Annotated in this window: 22 protein-coding genes; 7 read left to right on the forward strand and 15 right to left on the reverse strand. The window is 36.7% G+C overall.

The window, feature by feature from the left end:
* Positions 1 to 114 precede the first annotated feature (114 nt).
* Positions 115 to 744 carry a YktB family protein gene (locus tag JOC83_RS10975; RefSeq protein ID WP_205187100.1) on the forward strand — a complete coding sequence of 210 codons (630 nt, stop codon included), beginning with the start codon at positions 115 to 117 and terminating at the stop codon, positions 742 to 744.
* 57 nt (positions 745 to 801) lie between these two features.
* Here JOC83_RS10975 and JOC83_RS10980 read toward each other — a convergent pair whose 3' ends face one another.
* A complete protein-coding gene (locus JOC83_RS10980; protein WP_205187102.1) occupies positions 802 to 1,074 on the reverse strand; it encodes a UPF0223 family protein in 273 nt (90 codons plus the stop codon).
* Positions 1,075 to 1,100: 26 nt separating this feature from the next.
* The gene (locus tag JOC83_RS10985; protein ID WP_205187104.1) at positions 1,101 to 2,075 is read right to left on the reverse strand and encodes an NAD(P)H-dependent flavin oxidoreductase; all 975 of its coding nucleotides are present in this window, start codon (positions 2,073 to 2,075) and stop codon (positions 1,101 to 1,103) included.
* Between the two features lie 256 nt (positions 2,076 to 2,331).
* Here JOC83_RS10985 and JOC83_RS10990 point away from each other — a divergent pair, with 256 nt between their 5' ends.
* Complete coding sequence (locus JOC83_RS10990) at positions 2,332 to 3,813, forward strand: aminotransferase class I/II-fold pyridoxal phosphate-dependent enzyme (protein WP_239583461.1); 1,482 nt, start codon at positions 2,332 to 2,334, stop codon at positions 3,811 to 3,813.
* Between the two features lie 144 nt (positions 3,814 to 3,957).
* Here JOC83_RS10990 and JOC83_RS10995 read toward each other — a convergent pair whose 3' ends face one another.
* From JOC83_RS10995 to JOC83_RS11005, 3 genes are all read right to left on the reverse strand, one after another.
* Positions 3,958 to 4,083: a GapA-binding peptide SR1P gene (locus JOC83_RS10995; protein ID WP_205187115.1), complete on the reverse strand. Its 126-nt coding sequence runs from the start codon at positions 4,081 to 4,083 to the stop codon at positions 3,958 to 3,960.
* Between the two features lie 298 nt (positions 4,084 to 4,381).
* Positions 4,382 to 4,774, reverse strand: coding sequence for a DUF1885 family protein (locus tag JOC83_RS11000; protein WP_205187117.1), 393 nt, complete (start codon positions 4,772 to 4,774; stop codon positions 4,382 to 4,384).
* Between the two features lie 61 nt (positions 4,775 to 4,835).
* A complete protein-coding gene (locus JOC83_RS11005) occupies positions 4,836 to 5,858 on the reverse strand; it encodes a M23 family metallopeptidase (RefSeq protein WP_205187119.1) in 1,023 nt (340 codons plus the stop codon).
* Positions 5,859 to 5,965: 107 nt separating this feature from the next.
* Between JOC83_RS11005 and JOC83_RS11010 the strand changes: the two genes are divergently transcribed.
* Positions 5,966 to 6,298 (forward strand): hypothetical protein, encoded by a 333-nt coding sequence (locus JOC83_RS11010; protein WP_205187121.1) that lies wholly within the window; start codon positions 5,966 to 5,968, stop codon positions 6,296 to 6,298.
* 83 nt (positions 6,299 to 6,381) lie between these two features.
* On the opposite strand, the gene JOC83_RS11015 is transcribed toward JOC83_RS11010, so the two are convergent.
* From JOC83_RS11015 to JOC83_RS11040, 6 genes are all read right to left on the reverse strand, one after another.
* Positions 6,382 to 6,633 carry a hypothetical protein gene (locus tag JOC83_RS11015; RefSeq protein ID WP_205187129.1) on the reverse strand — a complete coding sequence of 84 codons (252 nt, stop codon included), beginning with the start codon at positions 6,631 to 6,633 and terminating at the stop codon, positions 6,382 to 6,384.
* Between the two features lie 156 nt (positions 6,634 to 6,789).
* Positions 6,790 to 8,202, reverse strand: a complete 1,413-nt coding sequence (lpdA, locus tag JOC83_RS11020; protein WP_205187131.1) for a dihydrolipoyl dehydrogenase — start codon at positions 8,200 to 8,202, stop codon at positions 6,790 to 6,792.
* A 3-nt stretch (positions 8,203 to 8,205) separates the two neighbouring features.
* A complete protein-coding gene (locus JOC83_RS11025; protein ID WP_205187132.1) occupies positions 8,206 to 9,564 on the reverse strand; it encodes a dihydrolipoamide acetyltransferase family protein in 1,359 nt (452 codons plus the stop codon).
* A 112-nt stretch (positions 9,565 to 9,676) separates the two neighbouring features.
* Positions 9,677 to 10,654 carry an alpha-ketoacid dehydrogenase subunit beta gene (locus JOC83_RS11030; protein WP_205187133.1) on the reverse strand — a complete coding sequence of 326 codons (978 nt, stop codon included), beginning with the start codon at positions 10,652 to 10,654 and terminating at the stop codon, positions 9,677 to 9,679.
* A 3-nt stretch (positions 10,655 to 10,657) separates the two neighbouring features.
* Positions 10,658 to 11,776: a pyruvate dehydrogenase (acetyl-transferring) E1 component subunit alpha gene (gene pdhA / locus JOC83_RS11035; RefSeq protein WP_205187135.1), complete on the reverse strand. Its 1,119-nt coding sequence runs from the start codon at positions 11,774 to 11,776 to the stop codon at positions 10,658 to 10,660.
* Positions 11,777 to 12,403: 627 nt separating this feature from the next.
* Positions 12,404 to 13,045, reverse strand: coding sequence for a YkyA family protein (locus JOC83_RS11040; RefSeq protein WP_205187137.1), 642 nt, complete (start codon positions 13,043 to 13,045; stop codon positions 12,404 to 12,406).
* A gap of 613 nt (positions 13,046 to 13,658) precedes the next feature.
* Here JOC83_RS11040 and JOC83_RS11045 point away from each other — a divergent pair.
* Both JOC83_RS11045 and def read left to right on the forward strand, forming a co-directional pair.
* A complete protein-coding gene (locus tag JOC83_RS11045; protein ID WP_205187144.1) occupies positions 13,659 to 13,790 on the forward strand; it encodes a YjcZ family sporulation protein in 132 nt (43 codons plus the stop codon).
* A gap of 152 nt (positions 13,791 to 13,942) precedes the next feature.
* The gene (def, locus tag JOC83_RS11050; RefSeq protein ID WP_205187146.1) at positions 13,943 to 14,497 is read left to right on the forward strand and encodes a peptide deformylase; all 555 of its coding nucleotides are present in this window, start codon (positions 13,943 to 13,945) and stop codon (positions 14,495 to 14,497) included.
* Positions 14,498 to 14,553: 56 nt separating this feature from the next.
* Here def and JOC83_RS11055 read toward each other — a convergent pair whose 3' ends face one another.
* Positions 14,554 to 15,336, reverse strand: a complete 783-nt coding sequence (locus JOC83_RS11055; RefSeq protein ID WP_205187148.1) for a Cof-type HAD-IIB family hydrolase — start codon at positions 15,334 to 15,336, stop codon at positions 14,554 to 14,556.
* A gap of 519 nt (positions 15,337 to 15,855) precedes the next feature.
* Here JOC83_RS11055 and JOC83_RS11060 point away from each other — a divergent pair.
* Entirely contained in the window at positions 15,856 to 16,065 is a 210-nt protein-coding gene (locus tag JOC83_RS11060) for a DNA-dependent RNA polymerase subunit epsilon (protein ID WP_205187156.1), read from the forward strand.
* Positions 16,066 to 16,070: 5 nt separating this feature from the next.
* Positions 16,071 to 17,738 (forward strand): ribonuclease J1, encoded by a 1,668-nt coding sequence (gene rnjA / locus JOC83_RS11065; RefSeq protein ID WP_205187157.1) that lies wholly within the window; start codon positions 16,071 to 16,073, stop codon positions 17,736 to 17,738.
* A gap of 41 nt (positions 17,739 to 17,779) precedes the next feature.
* Here rnjA and JOC83_RS11070 read toward each other — a convergent pair whose 3' ends face one another.
* From JOC83_RS11070 to JOC83_RS11080, 3 genes are all read right to left on the reverse strand, one after another.
* Positions 17,780 to 18,442, reverse strand: a complete 663-nt coding sequence (locus tag JOC83_RS11070) for a potassium channel family protein (RefSeq protein WP_205187158.1) — start codon at positions 18,440 to 18,442, stop codon at positions 17,780 to 17,782.
* Between the two features lie 181 nt (positions 18,443 to 18,623).
* The gene (locus JOC83_RS11075) at positions 18,624 to 20,441 is read right to left on the reverse strand and encodes an ABC transporter ATP-binding protein (RefSeq protein ID WP_205187159.1); all 1,818 of its coding nucleotides are present in this window, start codon (positions 20,439 to 20,441) and stop codon (positions 18,624 to 18,626) included.
* A 15-nt stretch (positions 20,442 to 20,456) separates the two neighbouring features.
* Positions 20,457 to 22,199: an ABC transporter ATP-binding protein gene (locus JOC83_RS11080; RefSeq protein ID WP_205187160.1), complete on the reverse strand. Its 1,743-nt coding sequence runs from the start codon at positions 22,197 to 22,199 to the stop codon at positions 20,457 to 20,459.
* Positions 22,200 to 22,268: the final 69 nt, after the last annotated feature.

Genomic DNA, 22,268 nt, shown 5'->3' on the forward strand with positions numbered 1-22,268 from the left:
AAAGTACAACTTAGAGGATATCCACCTCGTTTAACCTAGCAAGTTGAATACGTGCAATTCAAGGGTTTAGTGTGTTAAACTTTTGCCATTAATATATTCCTATCGGAGGTTTACATGACGTTTTCTGGATTTCACCAAGAAGATTTCAATGTGTTTCACATTGAAGGATTAGATGCACGAATGGAGGCAATCAAGTCTCAAATACAACCCAAATTTGAAGAATTAGGACATTATTTCGCTCCCACTTTATCTGCACTATGTGGAGATGAAATGCATGTACATATCGCAAAACACGCAAGACGGACCGTCAATCCACCAAATGATACATGGGTCGCCTTTGCCAATAGTAAAAGAGGCTATAAAAAACTCCCACACTTTCAGATTGGCTTATGGGAATCTCATGTGTTCATTTGGTTTGCTGTTATCTATGAATCACCTATTAAAGAAACATTTGGATCGTTATTGCAACAAGAGATTAAACACATTCAACAATTAGTACCTTCTCATTTCGTTTGGTCGGCTGATCATACAAAGCCGGATGTACGAAAGATGAGGGATTTACAAACAGACGATTTACTTCAGTTGTTTAATCGCCTGCAAACGATCAAAAAAGCAGAAATACTATGTGGGGTAAACATTCCAAAAGAACAAGCCGCTACGATGACAAGCGAAGAATGGATCAACACGATTGATGAGACGTTTCAAACCCTTAAGCCATTATATGAATTGGCAAAGCAAGGATAAAATAAAGTGACGTGCCTTAAACGATTCTACTCTGACTTCGTTTAAGGCACGTCTTTTTTAGGTCATTTTAATTAAATTGCCAGAAGCAGATTCTTTTGCTTTTTTGATGGTGCGATATGAAGAATAACCACTTTGATCCTCAAAATCATTGCACATGGTTTTCTCTTCTGCTTTACTTGGCACAATTTCTTTAAAGCGACGATACACTTCCATAAGCTCATCTCGCTCAATTCCTTTTTCATAAGCCTTTTCAATGGCTTCAAAAAACTTTACCACATCAATAATTTCGTCGGTACTCCAGTCTATTGATATTGGGTATTGATATTCCATATCTATCACTCCATACTTCATAACTTCTACGCACGGGTTGTAACAGATGCCCAGCGTCCAGCAACCTCTTCTGCTTCTTTTATCATTCGTTTAAATAGCTCTTCAACTGAAGGCACATCTTTAATCATCCCCATAACTTGTCCAGCCCATGCAAATCCTTCATCTTGGTTTCCATTATAAATGTAGTTGCGATTGGCTTGTCCACTTATGTATTGTTTCAATTCTTCATACGTAGCCTGGTTAGATTCTAGAGCTAATATTTGATCTGTAAATGAATTAGCGATGGCTCTAGCTGGTGCACCTAATGTGCGTTTAATTACTACTGTATCATATTCGCTTCCATTGACAAGGGCTTGTTTGTAGGATTCATGAGCATGAACACATTCTTTTGTCGCAATAAATCGAGTGCCCATTTCAATTCCTTCGGCTCCTAAACTTAATGCAGCCATTAAACCTCTACCATCCCCAATTCCTCCCGAAGCAATAACTGGAATGGATACTGCATCAACCACTTGAGGAATTAAGACAAATGTACCCGTGTCATTTTTCCCAAGATGGCCTCCACCTTCTTGTCCAACCACCATGACTGCGTCTGCACCAAGCTCTTCTGCTTTTTCAGCTTGTCTCCTTGCTGCGACAAGCACAAGCTTTTTCGTTTCTACTCCTTTTAACTGTTCGAAAATAGGCGCTGGATTTCCACCTGTCATCGTGACAACAGGGACGTTCTCTTCAATCGCTACTTCAAGCATGTGTTCAAATGGGCGCCCGTGCTGTCCGATTGCAAAATTGACACCGAATGGCTTAGCTGTCTTTTCACGTACTTTTTGAATCTCTTGTCGTAATGCTTCTGGAGAAGGCAATGACATCGCTGTAATTTGCCCTAGTCCTCCTGCATTAGAAACAGCAGCTGCTAAATCAGCATATGCTAAATAAGCCAGCCCACCTTGAATAATTGGATAATCAATGTTTAATAAGTTTGTCACACGTGTATTCCACTTCATCTTCTTTCCTCCTCATTCTTTGTTCTTCTTTCTTTGTTCTTCTTTCTTTGTTCTTCTTTGTACATCACAATTTATCCTTTCTTTTTAGATAAAAATTTCTATGCAAAGCATACTAGAAATGCTATAATGCTTTTGTTTTATGTTTTCTTCATCATACATTTTTAAAAAAAGAAACGAAAAGACTTTTTATCACTGTTCAATACGTGATAAAAATGACATAATTATCATTCAATTAGTAAAGAGGTGTATAACAAAATTGTCAGATCAATTTACTACTCCATTATTCACAAAACTAGTCGAACATGCTAAAAATAACCCAACTCAATTCCATATTCCTGGTCACAAAAAGGGCTCAGGTATGGATCCTGAATTCCGTCAATTTATCGGTGAAAATGCACTTTCTATCGATTTAATTAATATTGGTCCATTAGATGATCTCCATCAGCCAAAAGGGATTATTAAAGAAGCCCAAGATTTAGCTGCCGCTGCCTTTGGTGCAGATCATACCTTCTTCTCTGTCCAAGGAACAAGCGGTGCAATTATGACCATGGTTATGTCTGTTTGTGGACCTGGAGATAAAATTATTGTTCCACGTAATGTTCATAAATCCGTTATGAGCGCCATTGTGTTTTCTGGTGCAACACCTATTTTTATTCATCCAGAGATTGATCCGAATCTAGGTATTTCACATGGAATCACAACTGATTCTGTTGAGAAAGCACTTGAACAACATCCTGATGCAAAAGGATTGCTTGTTATTAATCCAACTTACTTTGGAATTGCTGGTGATTTACAAAAGATTGTTGAAATCGCGCATTCCTATAACATACCGGTTTTAGTAGATGAAGCACATGGTGTTCATATTCACTTCCATGACGCTTTGCCACTATCAGCCATGCAAGCTGGTGCAGATATGGCAGCAACAAGTGTTCATAAATTAGGTGGGTCTATGACACAAAGTTCCATTTTAAATGTACGTGAAGGACTTGTATCACCAAAGCGTGTTCAATCTATTTTAAGTATGTTAACAACAACATCCACTTCTTATCTGTTACTGGCGTCACTAGATGTAGCACGTAAACGTCTAGCAACAGAAGGAAAAGTGCTAATTGACCAAGCAATTCGTTTAGCTGAATATGCTCGAACAGAAATTAATACGATTCCTCACTTACAATGTGTAGGTCGTGAAATTCTTGGCACAAAAGCAACTTATGACCTTGATCCAACAAAGTTAATTATATCTGTATCTGACTTAGGTATTACAGGATATGATGTAGAGAAATGGCTACGTGAAAAATATAACATCGAAGTTGAAATGTCTGACTTATACAATGTTCTTTGCATTATTACACCTGGAGATCGTGCAGAAGATATTGAAAAGCTTATTACAGCTTTAAGAGAGATTTCGACCGAATTTTATCATTTATCTCAACAAGAAGATTCTCTTGAAGTACCAGTGTTACTTCCTAACATTCCAGTTCTTGCGCTTACACCTCGAGATGCTTTTTATGCAGAAACCGAAGTTGTACCGTTTGAAAAATCGGCAGGGCGTATTATTGCTGAGTTCATTATGGTTTATCCACCTGGTATTCCAATTTTCATTCCTGGAGAAATTATCACAGAAGAAAACTTAAATTATATTACTACAAATTTAAAAGCTGGCTTACCTGTTCAAGGTCCAGAAGATTTCGAATTAAAAACGCTTCGTGTTATTAAAGAACATAAAGCGATTAAATAACTAGAACCCTATGAAACCCCTACACTTCATCCAGTAGACTGCTGAATGAAGTGTAGGGGTTTTCTATATATAGTCCTCTCGTTTATACATATATAAAAAGCATGTAGCCCCTAGCTACATGCCTCCCATCCCTGTTCATTATTCTTAGTCTAAATCTTCATCCATTGCTTTGCAGTCTTCACAGTCACATTTCCCGTATAATCTTGAAACCTTCTCATCTTCAAAATGTCCAATTGTACTGTTGCAAGTTTGACAAATAATTGTTCCCATATTTTAACTCCCCTTTGCTTATGTTTAGTGAACTATATGACGCTTTTAAGTGAAAAAGAAGTATTTTGTAAGCGTTTTATTCTTCTTGATATTATAATATTATGTCACATTTGATTTGTCAACAACTAATTAGTATGTCACATTTATTTTTTTTTATTCTTTTCATGTGGTGATTTTCACAAAATTTATTGTGGTTTAATAAGTAGTAGGTAGTGATTCATTTCTACTTTAACGAATCTTTTGCAGTTACCTTTCGAGTAAACGCTCTAAAAACAAAAAAACCACGAGCTACTCGTGGTTATCTTTTATAGAAATACATCACTCTACCATTAAACAAGTGTAATTCTGCTTCAAGTTTTTTCGCTAAAAACTTACATAGCTCATTTGCCTTTCCTTTATCTCCATTTGTAGCACTAGCAGGAAGTGTTATCTTGATGTATCCTCCGCTCTCTTCTTCTCCGATGCTCAAAATAAGGCCATAATATTTATCGTTTGTGCCTTTTAAATAAAAAGAAGTATCTGTCTCTCTTATTTCATAAGGAAATGCAGATTGTGCATAAGTCCAATTAAGTTGTTCGCCTGTCTTAGTTGTTATTTCTTGATAATAGGCTAATAACGCTTTTACCTCATCCTTTGACATTCTTTGTTTAATTGATTTTGGTGCAAGCTTAATCACGGTAGACTGACTCAATCATCTCACTCCCCTTTGCTATCTCACCTTTTATTTTTCTTCAGTTACCTACATAGATCAATTAAAAGGTTTCCTTAATAATCTGTTGAACTTCCTCACTCTCTAACCCTTTCCAAAATAGGTCTCCTTTTATGAGTAAGTCCACATGCAAATGTAGCTCTGATTGATCTTTCTTTACTTCTCCACTTGTCCCAGAATTCCCTACTAGCCCAATGAATGTTTGTTGATTAACAAGGCTTCCTACTTTCAAATCAGGAGAAACGGCGCTTAAATGAGCAAACCTTGCTTGAACGCCATTGTCATACTGAATCCAAACTTGCCTTCCTCTTAGCTTATCAAGAATATATGCAGGGGTTTTATTGGCTTGCTGACATAGCAATAAATCTTTTTCTCTTTCATTTACAGAAGAATATCCTTTGTAATCATGATCAATGCGAACAATTTCACCTTTTCCCATTGCATAGACAGGGGTCTTTTCATTGATCATCATTCCTGCCGAATACGTATACCAATCTAACCCTTCATGATATCCGTAACGATAAGCTCGATTTGCTCCAGGTATATGAGAAGCAAATGTATCTGCATGAGCACCTTTTAAAGGAGACGTTAATGATTGAAAATATTGTCGTACTTCCTCCACGCTATATGAGTGAGATGTCATCGTTTCTATTGTTTCAGTTGTCACTTGTGCTAATTTTTTGCTCACTCTGATAACATCACCTTGTACTTGCATTTGTGTAGAAAGTTCATTTTCAAGAAACTCGATAGATAAAAAGGGGGTGTTATTCTGAATGATAAAAACATCTTTTTCAATCGCTAAGTAAGACCCATTTTTCTGCATCACTGGTACTTGCTCGATAAATGTATATGTCACTTGTTCAAGTTGTATTTGCAACTGCTTATCAATTTGTTGGAAGTCATAATAGCTTCCTAATACAGAAAGATTTTGCGCATGAACATATGGCTTATTATTTATATACTCTATTTGAATAAATTGACCCTCTTTAGGTTCAGGACTTTTTAATAAAACAATAACGACGCTTGTACATATGAGTAAAATAGTAGCAACATAATAACGCTTCAATGATTTATTCCTTTCCTCCATAGACAATTCCGTATCAGTATAGCCCTCTTTCACTCAACTTAATCTGTTAATTATGCTACAATGAAGTAAGACTTGAGGAGGAAAAAATGAAAATTAGAAGTTATATTTTGATCTTTGTGACGAGTTTTATTTTTACAATCTTTACCCCTTTTATTTTTAATACGTACGTCGATAAAGTAACGGTTGGTGAGAAAGTTGCCTTTGGTGTTCCATTTCCGTTTGTTTTTCAACAGACTGAGACACCTTTTATGTCTTCATCTACTCCAATTGCCGTTACATTTAATAGCTATTTTAATGAACATGTTACGTTTTCTCTAATACCGTTTCTGTTGTCACTTGTCAGCAGTTTCTTTTTATTTTTAGCAATTAGCTACTTGTTTCAAAAACTATTCTCTTTTCGAATGGAACGAAATGAATAGAAGCATTTGGACGTTATAAACGTAACACTGAAATTATAATAAAGCCGCTAGCAACCAGTTGCTAGCGGCTTTTAAATTCTACATTAACTGCTCATAGCAATAACCAACCATGCGATGCGCTGAAAAACAAAAAAGCTCAAAAATGTCATGACGGTGATTGAAAAAGCTATCTTCTTTCTCTTTAAAATGGTTTCTGCGACTAAGTAGGCTAAGTAGGCAAAGACAAAAAACAAAATCACTTTAGCAACAAACTGATCTCGATTCGAAATCATTTCGATGATGGTGTATCCACTCCAAATGATAAGCTGAATACACCAAACCATTGTCTTTATCATTAAGCTTCTTTCCCTTCTATCATTCCTATTTTTACTTTTCACTCATGATGAAGGGTCATTGAAAGTATTTGTTACTTATATGTACGATGCATTTATTTCGCTTATACCCAAAAAAATCCCTTGTGTAGTAAACACAAGGGATTTTTTTATCATTTATTACTTTACGATATGAATTGGGCTACCAATTGCAACTTCAGCAGCTTCCATTGTAATTTCACCTAATGTTGGGTGAGCGTGAATTGTTAATGCAATATCTTCAGCTGTCATGCCAGCTTCGATTGCAAGACCAAGTTCAGCAATCATATCAGATGCACTTGGACCTGCGATTTGAGCACCAACAACTACTCCGTCTTCTTTACGAGTTACAAGCTTTAAGAAGCCTTCTGCAGCGTTAAGTGCAAGAGCACGTCCGTTAGCAGCAAATGGGAATTTAGCAGCATTTACTTCTAATCCCTCTTCTTTTGCTTGTGCTTCTGTATAACCTACAGATGCAAGCTCAGGCTCAGAGAATACAACTGCTGGAATACCTAAGTAGTCGATTTCAGCAGGTTCACCAGCGATTGCTTCAGCTGCGATTTTACCTTCGTAAGAAGCTTTATGTGCAAGTGGTGGTCCAGTAACGATATCACCAATTGCATAAACATTGCTTACTGATGTACGGCATTGGTTATCGATTTCGATAATGCCACGGTCTGTCATTTTCACACCCACTTGCTCTAAACCAAGCTCGTCAGTGTTAGGACGACGACCTACAGTAACTAATACGTAATCAGCTTCAACTGTTTGAGTTTCGCCTTTTACTTCGAATGTTACTTTTACGCCATCTTCTGTCTCTTCCACACCTTTAGCCATTGCTTTTGTGTGAATTTCAACGTTACCTTTTTTCTTTAAGTTACGTTTAACAAGAGAGCTCATTTGCTTTTCAAAACCAGCTAAGATTTCATCAGCTGCTTCTACAAATGTTACTTCTGTACCAAAGTTTGCATAAGCTGTTCCAAGCTCAGTACCGATATAACCGCCACCGATAACAACTAACTTTTTAGGTACTTCTTGTAATGCTAATGCACCCGTTGAATCAAGCACGCGTTTTGAGAACTTGAATCCAGGAATCTCAATTGGACGAGAGCCAGTTGCGATGATTGCATTTTTGAACTTATATGTTTGTGCAGAATTTTCATCCATAACACGTACAGTTTCATTGTCAACGAAGTAAGCTTCACCTTGAATGATGTCGACTTTGTTACCTTTAAGTAATCCTTCAACACCACCAGTAAGCTTTTTCACTACGCCGTTTTTGAACTCTTGAACTTTTGTAAAGTCAACTGTTACATTTTCAGCTTTAATCCCCATATCTTCAGAATGCTTAGCATTCTCAAAACGGTGACCAGCAGCGATTAATGCTTTTGAAGGAATACAACCAACGTTTAAGCAAACACCACCAAGAGTACCTTTCTCAACGATTGTTACTTTTTGACCTAATTGTGCTGCGCGGATTGCTGCAACATATCCACCAGGACCAGCACCGATGACTAGCGTATCAGTTTCGATTGCGAAATCTCCTACTACCATTTATTACGCCTCCATTAATAATAATTCTGGATCATTCAGTAAACGCTTGATTTGGTTTAGAGCGTTTTGAGCTGTTGCACCATCAATAATACGGTGATCAAAGCTTAGAGAAAGTGCTAATACCGGAGCAATTACAATTTCACCATCACGTACAACAGGTTTTTCAGCAATACGGCCGATACCTAAAATTGCAACTTCTGGGTGGTTGATTACTGGAGTAAACCATTGTCCACCTGCAGAACCGATATTTGTAATTGTGCAAGATGCACCTTTCATCTCAGCTGGAGCTAAACGACCTTCACGTGCTTTTGTAGCAAGATCATTGATTTGATCAGAAATAGCAAATACAGATTTGCGATCAGCATGCTTAACAACTGGTACAAGTAGACCTTTGTCTGTATCAGCAGCAATACCGATGTTATAGTAATGCTTTTGAATTACTTCATCAGTTGCATCGTCGATAGCTGTATTAAGTGCTGGATATTTCTTAAGCGCAGATGTTAATGCTTTTACTACATATGGTAAGAACGTTAACTTGATGCCTTGCTCAGCTGCAACCTCTTTGAACTTCTTGCGATGTGCAACAAGTTTCGTTACATCCACCTCGTCCATTAACGTAACGTGTGGAGCTGTATGCTTAGAGTTTACCATAGCTTTCGCAATTGCGCGACGAATTCCACTCATTTTTTCACGAGTTTCTGGGAAGTCACCTTCTGGAACAACCGTTTGAGCAGCAGCTTTTGTCTCTTCTGCTGTTACTTCTTCTGTAGCTGGAGCAGCTTCAGTTGTTTCAGCAGCAGCTTTTGTACCGCCTGCTAAGAAGTTTTCAATGTCTTCTTTTGTAATACGGCCATTTTTACCTGAACCAGGAACAGCTTTAATATCAACACCTTTTTCACGTGCGTACTTACGTACTGAAGGCATTGCTACTACTTTACGGTTAGGGTCCACTTCTGCTTGTGGTTGAGCACCTGCACCTGTTTCTTCTGCTTTTGCTGCAGGAGCTTCTTCTTTCTTCACATCTTGCCCAGCTTCTGCTGTTGCTTGAACTTGAGCTTCTGTTTTTTCTTCTTTCGCTGGTGCATCGTCATGATCGTCACCTTTGAACTTTAAGTTTTCATAACCAGGTGCATCAAATGTTACGATAACTTGTCCAACTGTCGCAACTGTACCTTCGTCTACTTTAAGTTCTAATACTTTACCTTTAACAGGAGAAGGAATTTCTACTACTGCTTTATCGTTTTGTACTTCTGCAAGTACGTCGTCTTCGTTAATTTCATCTCCAGGTTTTACGAACCATTTTACGATTTCACCTTCATGAATACCTTCACCGATATCTGGAAGTTTAAATTCAAATGACATGCGTGTTCACCCTCCTATGTTCAATACGTTCTTTTACTACGGTCAATTTAACCAATAAATGTGTAAAAGAAATCAGCAACATTGCTGACCTCTTCTACACTAGTTGTTTGAATTAAAATTCAAGAACTTTTTTAGCTGTTGCTACGATGTCGTTATGGTTTGGTAACCATACACCTTCAGCTTGAGAGAACGGATATACTGTATCCGGTGCTGCTACACGTAATACTGGAGCTTCTAAGCTTAAGATAGCACGATCGTTAATTTCAGCTACAACGTTTGCTGCAATACCAGCTTGTTTTTGAGCTTCTTGAACAACAATTACGCGACCAGTTTTTTCAACTGATGCAATGATTGTTTCGATATCTAAAGGTTGAACTGTACGTAAGTCAACAACCTCTACAGAGTGACCTTCTTTTTCAAGCTCTTCAGCAGCTTTTAATGATGCGTGAACCATTGCACCATAAGAGATGATTGAAAGGTCTGTACCTTCACGCTTTACATCTGCTTTACCAAGTTCAATTGTGTACTCTTCTTCAGGTACTTCTTGACGGAATGAACGGTAAAGTTTCATATGCTCTAAGAAGATAACTGGGTCATTGTCACGAATTGATGAAATTAATAAACCTTTTGCATCATAAGGTGTTGAAGGAATAACAACTTTTAATCCTGGTTGAGAAGTCATTAAGCCTTCTAAGCTGTCTGCGTGAAGCTCTGGTGTATGTACACCACCACCGAATGGAGAACGGAATGTGATTGGAGCTGTCCAGCGTCCACCAGAACGGTAACGCATACGAGCTGCTTGACCAGAAATTGAATCGATTACTTCAAAAACGAAACCGAAGAATTGGATTTCAGGTACTGGACGGAAACCTTGAGTAGAAAGACCTACTGCAAGACCACCAATACCAGACTCAGCTAGTGGTGTATCGAATACGCGGTCTTCACCAAACTCTTGTTGAAGGCCTTCAGTCGCACGGAACACCCCGCCGTTTACGCCAACGTCTTCACCAAAAACTAATACGTTTTCGTCGTTTTTTAATTCTGTGCGTAACGCATCAGTAATTGCTTGAATCATTGTCATTTGCGCCATGGCTTACTTCGACTCCTTCTCTTTGTAGATTTCATATTGCTCTTTTAAGTTGAAAGGCATTTCTTCTTCGTACATGATTTCCATTAAATCTGTTACTTTTTGCTTTGGATAATCATCTGCCTTTTTGATTGCTTCTTTAATGTCTTCTTTTGCTTGTTCGATTACTTTGTTTTCTTCTTCTTCATTCCAAAGGCCTTTTGCTTCTAAGAACTTACGGAAACGAACGATTGGATCTTTCTTTTCCCACTCGTTGTCAAGCTCTGTAGAACGATAGCGAGTTGGATCATCACCAGCCATTGTATGTGGACCATAACGGTATGTTAACGTTTCAACTAATGTTGGACCTTCACCGTTTACTGCACGCTCACGAGCTTCGCGAACTGCTACGTATACAGCTAATGGATCCATTCCATCTACTTGCACACCAGGGATACCTGCTGCTGCTGCTTTTTGAGCAATTGTTTTTGCTGCTGATTGCTTTTCAACTGGTGTTGAAATAGCAAAGCGGTTGTTTTGAACCACGAAGATTGCTGGAGCTTTAAATGCACCTGCAAAGTTGATACCTTCGTAGAAGTCACCTTGAGATGCTCCACCATCACCAGTGTAAGTGATTGCAACAGCTTTTTTACCACGCTTTTTAAGACCTAGAGCAACACCTGCAGCTTGAATGTATTGTGCACCGATGATAATTTGTGGTGATAATGCATTTAAGTCTTCAGGCATTTGGTTACCGTGGAAGTGACCACGAGAGAATAAAAATGCTTGATATAATGGAAGACCATGCCAGATTAATTGAGGCACATCACGATATGCCGGTAAGATAAAGTCTTCTTTTTCTAATGCGTATTGAGAAGCAATTTGAGATGCTTCTTGTCCTGCAGTTGGCGCGTAGAAGCCTAAACGACCTTGACGGTTTAGAGAAATTGAACGTTGATCAAGAATACGAGTGTATACCATACGTGTCATTAACTCTTTTAATTGATCGTCAGATAAGTCAGGCATAAATGATTTGTCTACAAGTTCGCCCTCTTCATTAAGAACTTGAAACGTTGTGTAATGCGCTGCAACTTTATCAAGTTGCTTTGATACATCGATAATAGCTTTTTTTGTTTTAGCAGCCATCTAAGTCACCTCTTCCTTTCGTTTAACCATTATTATTCATTTTGTTAGTCATACAAAAACATACAATGTTAGAATGTCCAAAACGAACATGGAAAAGTCATTTTTTGTAGACTAACATCTAGTGAATTCGTTATTTTTCTACACCTATATGTATTCCCTGACGAATTCCAAGAAAACATTTAAGTAAAAGGAAAGTTCAAGCGGATATAATCTATCCACTAAACTGTATTAATTATTTCAAAAAAATCATTAATACAATGTCTATTACATGCATTAGTTTACAATATAACAAAATGGTTCGTCAATCCATTTACATCAATAAAATTAACCGCTTTTTGTTAACTTTCAAATATTAGGAAAATTACTTTCTGTACTATTACACAAAACAAATCTGTATTACATGTTTTATAATAAATGAAAATAGGACTACACATCTCTAATCTTTTGTAGATGTTTTTCACCTTAAATACTCTCTTTTTTTCCCATCCCACAAAGAAAGCGCTATCTTTTCTCTCGTGCTAATCACCTTTAAGTAATTGAGAATTTGAAGCAAAAAAAGATTGTTACATCACGTTTAAGTGTGTAACAATCTCAAAAAAGAAAAAAATTTATTTAATTAAGTCATTTTCACTTACTTTTATTCACTTTTTCGTAAAACTGTTGCTTCTTTTCATTATAAATGTACGTTTTATTATTAAATTGTTCATTTGCTTTTATAATATTTTCATATGTTGCATTAATAGACGTAATTTTATCTTCTAATTCATCAAGAGTTACTTTTTCATTTTGAAATAATTGATAAAGCTCCTTATCTAATTGAAGACCCTGCTTGTAAAAGCCGTAGAGCTTCTCATACGCTTCATAACGTTCATCCATCATGCTAATTAACTGTTCAGCATCTTTTTTAAATTGCGGATTTTCAATAGTTTCAATTTGAGATTGAATTTCCTTCGATTTTTGGTAAGACTTTTTAATACTCTTACTTTCTTTTTCAAGTCTCTCTTCTCGTTCATTCACGATTTTTAACGCTTGATTGGCTACTTTCTTAACTCGCTCATGCTCTTTCATGCCAAGCGATATGATTTCATCATACATGTCTTTTTCTTTTTGTTCTAATTCTGTTAGAGATCTCTGCTGACTTGAAAATGCTTTTTCTTCAGCTACTACTTTTTCAAATGATTCATACACAGCTAATTCTGGAACTGAATCATTAGAGCAACCTGCAAGTAAGCCACTCACCAATGCTCCAACAACGACATATTTCTTCATAAGGCAAAACTCCCATTTTTATATGTCAAATATTATACTTTGAACTCCACCTACTTAGCAAACGCTCGAAGCAAAGGAGCTCTACAAGCATCCACGTATGCACACACGTTTTTTAACAACCTCTACATATCGTCTTGTTCAAGTTTGGTGCATTAACTTTTCACACACTTAGCTCGAGCTTATGTTTCGTAATTTCGACGTATGTGAAACCATAAGCAGGTAAAAACCTTTACCTAACAAATGCTTTTACGCGATTTTCCCTTTTGAAGGACTAACTTACAGAAACAGAATAGCACTTCTATTGGTGTCGTTCAATCATTCAGACAGCCATTCAAGCCTCTATCCATCTCTTACTTACTTGTAGAGCTACGTTCTTCACATTTCTTAAGGTAAAATATAACTTCCATTTAAAGAGACAAACATAGAGATTTCATCTATTTTTTCATTTAACCCTCTTTATAACTGTTTATCAAAAATATAAATATCTAAACATGGGCTATTTCTCTACACACCTTTTAATTGTTTTTAATATATTGTATTAACCCAGTAATGAAAAAGACGTTTATCAAACGTTTTGGACTAAATGGGAATCATTACTATTGGAGGTTTTCTTATGTACGGTTACGGTTATGGCTGTTGTGGTTACGGCGGTTACAGCGGTTGCGGATCAAACAAAGGATTCGTATTAATCATTGTTTTATTCATCTTGTTAATTATCATCGGCGCTGGATGCTGCAACTGGTAAAAAAAACGGCCATGAATAGGCCGTTTTTTTATTTTCCCTAACTCTTTGTTTTAAAGCTTCTTTCCTTCACATAGATTTATAATGTTTCCTTTGTTAGACTTAATTCGTATAATATAAGGTTATAAGATGTTACAAGCAAGGAGATGTGTATGATGATTACAATGAAAGATATTATCAAAGAAGGTCACCCAACCTTAAAGCAACCAGCAGCTGAAGTCCCCTTACCTGCGTCTGAAACAGATAAAGCAACCCTACAAAGTCTTATTGACTACGTTATCAATAGTCAAAACCCAGACATTGCTAGTCAATATGGTTTAAGACCTGGCATAGGATTAGCCGCTCCACAAATTAATGTATCAAAAAGAATGATGGCTGTTCATGTAACAGATGAAAAAGGAACTTTACATAGCTACGCGCTTTTCAACCCTAAGATTGTGAGTCACTCTGTAGAAAAAACGTATTTGTCTAGTGGCGAAGGATGCTTATCAGTTGACCGTGAAGTGCCAGGTTATGTGCCTCGATATGCTCGTATTACTGTCAAAGCTTTTACAATCGATGGAGAAGAAATTAAGATACGCTTGAAAGGACTTCCAGCTATTGTATTTCAGCACGAAATTGATCATTTAGATGGTATCATGTTTTATGATCACATTAATCAACAAGACCCTTTTAAACAACCAGAGGATGCTACACCTATTGATCGATAAAAGAAGGTGATGTCAAAACCGACATCACCTTCTTCCTTGTATAGCAGCAATACAGATTACTTTAATAGCCCTACTAACGTTAATCCATGATGAATACCATCTTCATCTACATGTTTTGTAACATGGTTAGCAATGTTTTTCACTTCGTCATGCGCATTTCCCATTGCTACACCATTTCCTACGTATTCAAGCATTTCTAAATCATTTAAGCCGTCACCAAATGCATACACCTGTTCTTTTGAAAATCCAAGCTTTTCAATCATTCGCTCGATTCCTTTTGCTTTAGAGCCACCTGCTGGTAAAATATCGGTTGAGAACTCATGCCAACGAATAAAATGAAACGCCTCAAAGTTTTCTTTGTACGTCTCCTCTTCCCCGTTCTCACAGAATAATAAAGTTTGATAAATCTCTCGTCCTACATAATAGGAAGGATCGTGAGCAGGAGCCGGAATGGATAATTTTAGTGTTCCAATGCTATCTTCGATATACGAATGCTTTTCAATATTTGACTTCATACTTTCATGATCCATATAGACAAGAGGGTGATTCTTTTCTGTCGAGAACTGTGTTAATTCTTCAAGTGTCTCTGTGCTCAATGGATTTTTGTAAATCACTTCTCCATCTAAAACTACATACTGCCCATTGAAGCTTACAAATGAATGAATATCAAGTTCTTTTCGTAAATCTTCAAACATAAACGGTGCTCTGCCCGTGGCAATTGCTACTTCATGCCCTGCTTCTTTTAAGCTTCTGACCGCCTCTTTTGTTGATTGAGGCAGCTTTTTATTGCTGTCTAATAATGTTCCATCGATATCAAAAAAGATTACACTTCTTTTCACTTCAATCACCTAGCTTTTCACATTGTTTGTTAAGTATTTCACAACTTGATTATACCAAACAAAACAAGAAATATCTAAGATCCTCCTTTTGACCTTAACTTTTTCTTCCAGTTATAACCACGAAAAGCTTTTCCACTCTCATCATATAATAACGGTAGAAAAAGAGGATTCTACTTTAACATAAGGAGTTGAATCATCGTGCTGAAACGTCTGCGCAAGAAGCTTTTGAAACAATGGAACGACTTACTTCACAAGAAAGTCATAGCCTAATCCACTATTTATTTACTTCTTTTAAAAAACAAGTTTTGGAAAGAGACTGATTCATCAAAAGTGGACACATCTAGCGCATTAAAGTCCCTTTCCCTCCTAATTAAATAGACTCTCTCATTGACTTGTGTTCTTGTGATGATTAAAATGTATTGAAGGCAAGTTTCTTTTAGAAAATACATGAAATACATACACAATTTATAATATAATAAAAAAAGTTACTTGAATTTCGGAGATTAAGGAGAGATTTTCATGATTTTTAAAGTTTATTTTCAAGAGAAAGCAAATGAAGTACCTGTTCGTGAAAACACTAAAACAGTTTATGTAAACGGTGAGTCTGAGCGCGATGTTCGCTTAAAACTAAAAGACCGTGGTTTTAACGTTGAATTTGTTCAAGCGGTTAAGGGTGCACATTTAGAGTATGAGCAACAAAGTGAAGATTTTAAAGTATTGGAGATATGATAAAAATGAAATTCGTTAAAAACAATCAAACGGCTGTTTTTGCGCTAGGTGGTCTAGGCGAAATCGGCAAAAATACGTATGCTGTACAATTTCAGGATGAAATCATCCTTATCGATGCTGGAATTAAATTTCCAGAGGATGAACTATTAGGGATCGATTATGTCATTCCTGATTACACATACTTAGTTAAAAATGAAGATAAAATCCGTGGACTTTTTGTTACTCATGGACACGAAGATCACATTGGTGGTATTCCCTATTTACTAAAGCAAATTAATATTCCTGTATACGCTGGAAAGCTTGCATTAGGATTATTAAAAAACAAGTTAGAAGAGCACGGTTTATTAAGAAGAGCTCAACTTCATGAAATTACAGAAGATGATGTGATTAAGTTCCGTAAAACCTCTGTCACATTCTTCCGTACAACACATAGTATCCCAGACTCATACGGAATTGTCGTTAAAACACCAAATGGACAAATTGTACATACAGGTGATTTCAAATTTGACTTTACACCAGTTGGAGAACCTGCAAACTTAACAAAGATGGCTGAAATCGGTAAAGAAGGCGTGCTATGTCTACTTTCAGATAGCACAAATAGTGAAATTCCAAATTTCACTATGTCAGAGCGTCGTGTTGGGGAAAGCATCCATGACATTTTCCGAAAAGTAGATGGACGTATTATTTTTGCAACCTTTGCTTCCAATATTCACAGACTACAGCAAGTAGTAGAAGCAGCTGTTTTGAACAACCGTAAAATTGCTGTATTTGGTCGTAGCATGGAAGCTGCCATTCAAATCGGACAAGACTTAGGCTATATTAAGTGTCCGAAAGATACATTTATTGAATCATCACAAATTAATAGACTCCCTGCTCACCGCGTCACGATTTTATGTACAGGAAGTCAAGGAGAACCAATGGCGGCGTTATCACGTATTGCAAATGGAACGCATCGTCAAATCCAAATCATCCCTGGTGATACAGTTGTATTCTCTTCTTCACCAATCCCAGGAAATACAGTAAGCGTAAGCCGTACGATTAACATGCTATATCGCGCTGGTGCAGAAGTTATTCATGGTGCTCTAAATGATATTCATACATCAGGTCATGGTGGACAAGAAGAGCAAAAATTAATGATACGTTTAATCAAACCAAAATACTTCATGCCAATTCACGGTGAATACCGCATGCAAAAGATGCATATTAAGCTTGCAAACGATTGTGGTATTCCTGAAGAAAATTGTTTTATTATGGATAATGGTGAAGTACTAGCTTTAAGCGAAAATGAAGCAGCTGTAGCAGGAAAAATTCCTTCTGGCTCCGTTTATATCGATGGTAATGGTATAGGAGACATCGGAAACATCGTACTTCGTGATCGTCGTATTTTATCAGAAGAAGGACTTGTTATTGTCGTTGTAAGCATTAACATGAAAGACTTTAAGATTGCAGCTGGTCCTGATATCATTTCACGTGGATTTGTTTATATGCGTGAATCTGGTGATTTAATTAATGATGCACAATCACTGATTACAAAGCACTTAAGCAAAGTAATGGAACGTCGTACATCTCAATGGTCTGAAATTAAAAATGAAATTACAGACACATTAGCTCCATTCTTATATGAAAAAACAAAACGTCGTCCAATGATTTTACCAATTATCATGGAAGTATAATAAACAAAGAGCGAATGTCTAATAAGACATTCGCTCTTTATTCATTGACCTAATAATTTTTTTTCAAAGCGGTTGATGTCAACATCGGCTCCAATAACAATCAGTACGTCTCCTCTTTGAATGACCTCAGAAGCTTGTGGTGATACAATAATATCACGGTTTCTTTTAATGGCTACAATATTAATGCCATATTTCGCCCGGACATCTAGCTCAATAATGGAATGACCATGCATACGATCATTGGCTACAACCTCAACAATGCTATGCTCATCAGACAACTCTAGATAATCTAATACATTGTTTGATAAAATTTTGGTTGCAATACGCTTTCCCATATCCCTCTCTGGATGAACAACATGATTAGCCCCAATTTTCGTTAGTACTTTTTCATGATAATCATTTTGTGCCTTTACCGTAATATGCTCCACCCCTAACTCCTTTAACATGAGGGTTGTTAAAATACTAGCTTGAATATTATCACCAATAGCTACAATCACATGATCAAAGTTACGAATTCCCAAGCTTTTTAATACATTCTCATCTGTTGAATCACCCATCACTGCATGTGAAGCAATATTCGCATATTGATTTACTTTGTCTTCATCTGTATCAATCGCTAATACCTCAACGCCTTCTTCACTTAACGTTTTGCATATACTCCCACCAAATCGCCCTAATCCAATTACAGCATACGCTTTCCTCATTATTCTGCCTCCTCACCGAGTAACTCCGTCTCTTTATATGATAATTTTACCACAAAACGAAGTTCCACTCATATGTGAAAACCATCGTTTTTTTTACTAAACGAAAATGCAAAAAAAGTCCTTACCTACCCATTTACTTTCTTGAGTAAGTAAGGATAACGTATTTTAAAACATACAATATTTACGACTCATTATTTGTTAAGAACTGGGATTGTACAAGACGATAATATTGACCTTTTATACGCATGAGTTGTTCATGATTACCTTGCTCAATGACTTGCCCATGATCGAGTACAATAATTTGATCAGCTTCTCGAATTGTCGATAAACGATGAGCAATCATAATAGCCGTTCGATTTTTCAATAGCTTCTTTAATGCACGCTGGATAATCATTTCTGTTTCAGTATCAATGCTTGCGGTCGCCTCATCTAATATGATGATTGCTGGGTTTGCTAATAGGGTTCGTGCAAAAGATAACAGTTGCCTCTCCCCTACAGATAAGATATTTCCTCGTTCTTCTACTTCCGTATCGTATCCACCTTTTAACGTTTGAATAAATCCATGAGCTCCTACTGCCTTGGCGGCTGTGATGACTTCTTCATCAGTTGCATCTGGCCTCCCAAATCGAATATTTTCCATAATTGTTCCAGAAAAAATAAAGGTATCTTGTAATACAATACTAATCTGTGATCGTAAACTCTCAATTGTAATGTCTTTACTATCATAGTCATCCATTTTTATCTTCCCACTATCAATATCGTAGAACCTTGTAATGAGGTTCGCAATGGATGTTTTGCCAGAACCCGTATGTCCTACTAATGCTACTGTCTGTCCTTCATCAATTGTAAAAGAAACATCGCTCAACGCAGGACGCTTTCCATCATAAGAAAAAACAACATGGTCAAACTCTATTTTTCCTTTTAGTTCATGAACATCTTTAGCTGTTGCCGAATTGACTACATTTGGTTGCTCGTCAATAAATTCAAAGATACGTTCAGATGATGCCATCCCCATCAATAATTGATTGTAAACTTGCCCAAGACGCGAAATGGGCTCCCAAAACATTCCTAGATAAAAGGCAAATGAGACAAAGATTCCAATTGTTACATCTTGTTGTTGAATAAGAATAGCTCCAAAAATAATTAAAATCACAGTACCGATTGCGTTTGTCATCTCAACAAAAGGACGAAACATCGCATTTTTTTGAGAAGCATGCTTCCAACTCATAAAGTTCTCTTGATTTATGCCATCAAAAAAAGTTACATTCTCCTTTTCTTGTGCAAAAGCTTGCGTTACACGAATTCCTTGAATACTCTCATTCAAGTGAGAATTTAAAACAGACTGCTTCATACGCACAGTTTGCCAAGATTTCCGGATGTTTTTTCGCAAACTAGTTGAAATGAAGAACATAATCGGTAAAATGATCATAATCGCTATGGTCAGAGGCGGACTCAACGAAAATAGAATGGTCACAATTCCAATCAGTAGTAAAAGATCCATGAGCAAATTAATGACACCACTTGTAAAAAGCTCTTGAAGTGAATTAATGTCATTCATAATGCGTACGAGGATGGATCCTGCTGATCGAGAATCAAAAAAGCGGTGTGAAAGTTTCTGTACATGTGTAAATAAATGTTTTCTTAGATCATAAATGACGTTTTGCCCTAACATATTCATCCATCTAATCCGAAAACGATTTGCAATATAGGAAACGATATATAATGAAAAAATGAGTACAACTAGCTTTGTTAATAAGTTGAAATCTTGTTTAGCAATTGCATGATCAAGCGTATAAACCCCAATAAGAATTGGAATGGCTAGACGTACTGCTGTTGTAATAATAACTGTAAGAAACGAAAGCGGAAGTAAATTTTTATTATATGGCTTTAAATAGCTAAACAACCGCATCATTTGCTTCCAGTTAAATGACTTATCGATCACTTCATCCATTTTATAATAAAAGCGATTTTGCACGATATTACTTTGTTCTTTCTTCATCTCTTCCCTCCTCCATTATACTTTTGCAACAGCTTCTTGGTCTTTGTATTGAATATTGTAAATGCGCTTATATGGGCCCTCCTTTTGAATAAGTTCAAAATGGGTTCCTCTCTCTACAATCCTCCCATTCTCTAATACTAGTATTTCATCTGCATGCTTCACGGATGAAATGCGGTGCGCAATAATAAACGTCGTTTGATTATTCATTAATTCTTTTAACGCCAGCTGAATTTTGTGTTCTGTTTGCATATCAACAGCACTCGTTGCATCATCTAATACGAGAATACTAGGGTTCAATAATAAAGCACGAGCAATCGCAATGCGCTGCTTTTGTCCTCCTGATAACCCTAAGCCACGCTCTCCTAGCATGGTGTCATACCCTTGAGGTAACTCCATAATAAATTCATGCGCTTGCGCTCTTTTGGCCGCAAGGATGACCTCTTCCATTGAAGCGTCAGGTCGACCATAAGAGATGTTTGTTTTAATCGTACTTGAAAATAAAAAGGTTTCTTGCAACACAAAACCAACATTGGTTCTTAAAGTAGATAAAGAATATGTTCCAATATCTGCTTGATCTAACAGGATTTCACCTGAGGTTGGCTCATAAAATCGTGTAAGTAATTGAGTTAAACTGGTTTTCCCAGACCCCGTAGCACCAATTAATCCAATGACTTTTCCTTTATTAGCATAAAAGGAAATTGACTGTAAAGCATGCTTCTCTTCCCCAGGATACGTTAAGGTTACATCATTAAATGTTACGCTTCCTCCCAATTTCTCTGGTTGTACAAATACATCCTCATCTTTCTTTTCTTCATCATCCAAGATTTCTAACAATCTCTCTCCAGACGCTTTTGACTGTGAAAACATATTGATGACAAACCCTAAGTTCATAATTGGCCAAATTAGATAGCTTGTTAAACTAAAGAAGGCAACTAACTCACCTGGCTGAACACTTCCTTGCATAACTAAATAGCCTCCGTAAGACAACAGCGCAACAATGGATAAATTCCCGATAAATTCCATAAGAGGAAAGTACGTTGACCATACATTGGCTGTTTCTAAATACCGATCTTTATAATGACCATTTGAGCTGTTAAATTTCGATGTTTGAAACTCTTCTCTCGATAATGATTTTACGGTCTGAATACCGCTAATGTTTTCTTGAACATTTGTGTTTAATTGCCCAAATGACTTACGAATCTTTCGAAAAGCAGGATGTACTTTTTTATCAAATCGGTACACCGCTACGCATAAAAATGGTAACGCTAAAATCGTCACAATTGTTAAAGGCACCGAATAAACAAACATGACTGAAAAACTAGCCACAATCAATAACGTGAAGCGAATTAATTCGGAGAATCCAAATGAGAGAAAGAATCGAAACCCTTCGACATCTGCTGTTAAGCGGGACATTAAATCACCTGTTTTAGCATTATCGTAATAGCTAAAAGGTAAGTATTGAAGCTTTTTATAAAGTGCATTTCTCAAGTCGTACACAGCTGTAATTCCAAATAAATCACCTAAATATTGCTGAAAATATGTAAAGATACCTTTGACAATCATTAACCCCATAAAGATAAGTGCTACCGATATTGTTGCATCATATCGTTCCGCAAGAATAATATGATCAATTGTATACTGTAAAACAATCGGATAGGCTACTGTAATCATTGTCACAATTAATAAGCAAACTGCTGAATACATAAAGTACCGTTTATGAGGCATAAAAAAAGCTTCTAATCTCTTAAATGTATCCATCGACTTCCCCTCCTTCTGTAAAAGTATTCCAAATGAATAGAATGTAGTATTAAATATATCGGTTATCGA

This window comes from Priestia iocasae (assembly GCF_016909075.1).
GTDB lineage: Bacteria > Bacillota > Bacilli > Bacillales > Bacillaceae_H > Priestia > Priestia iocasae.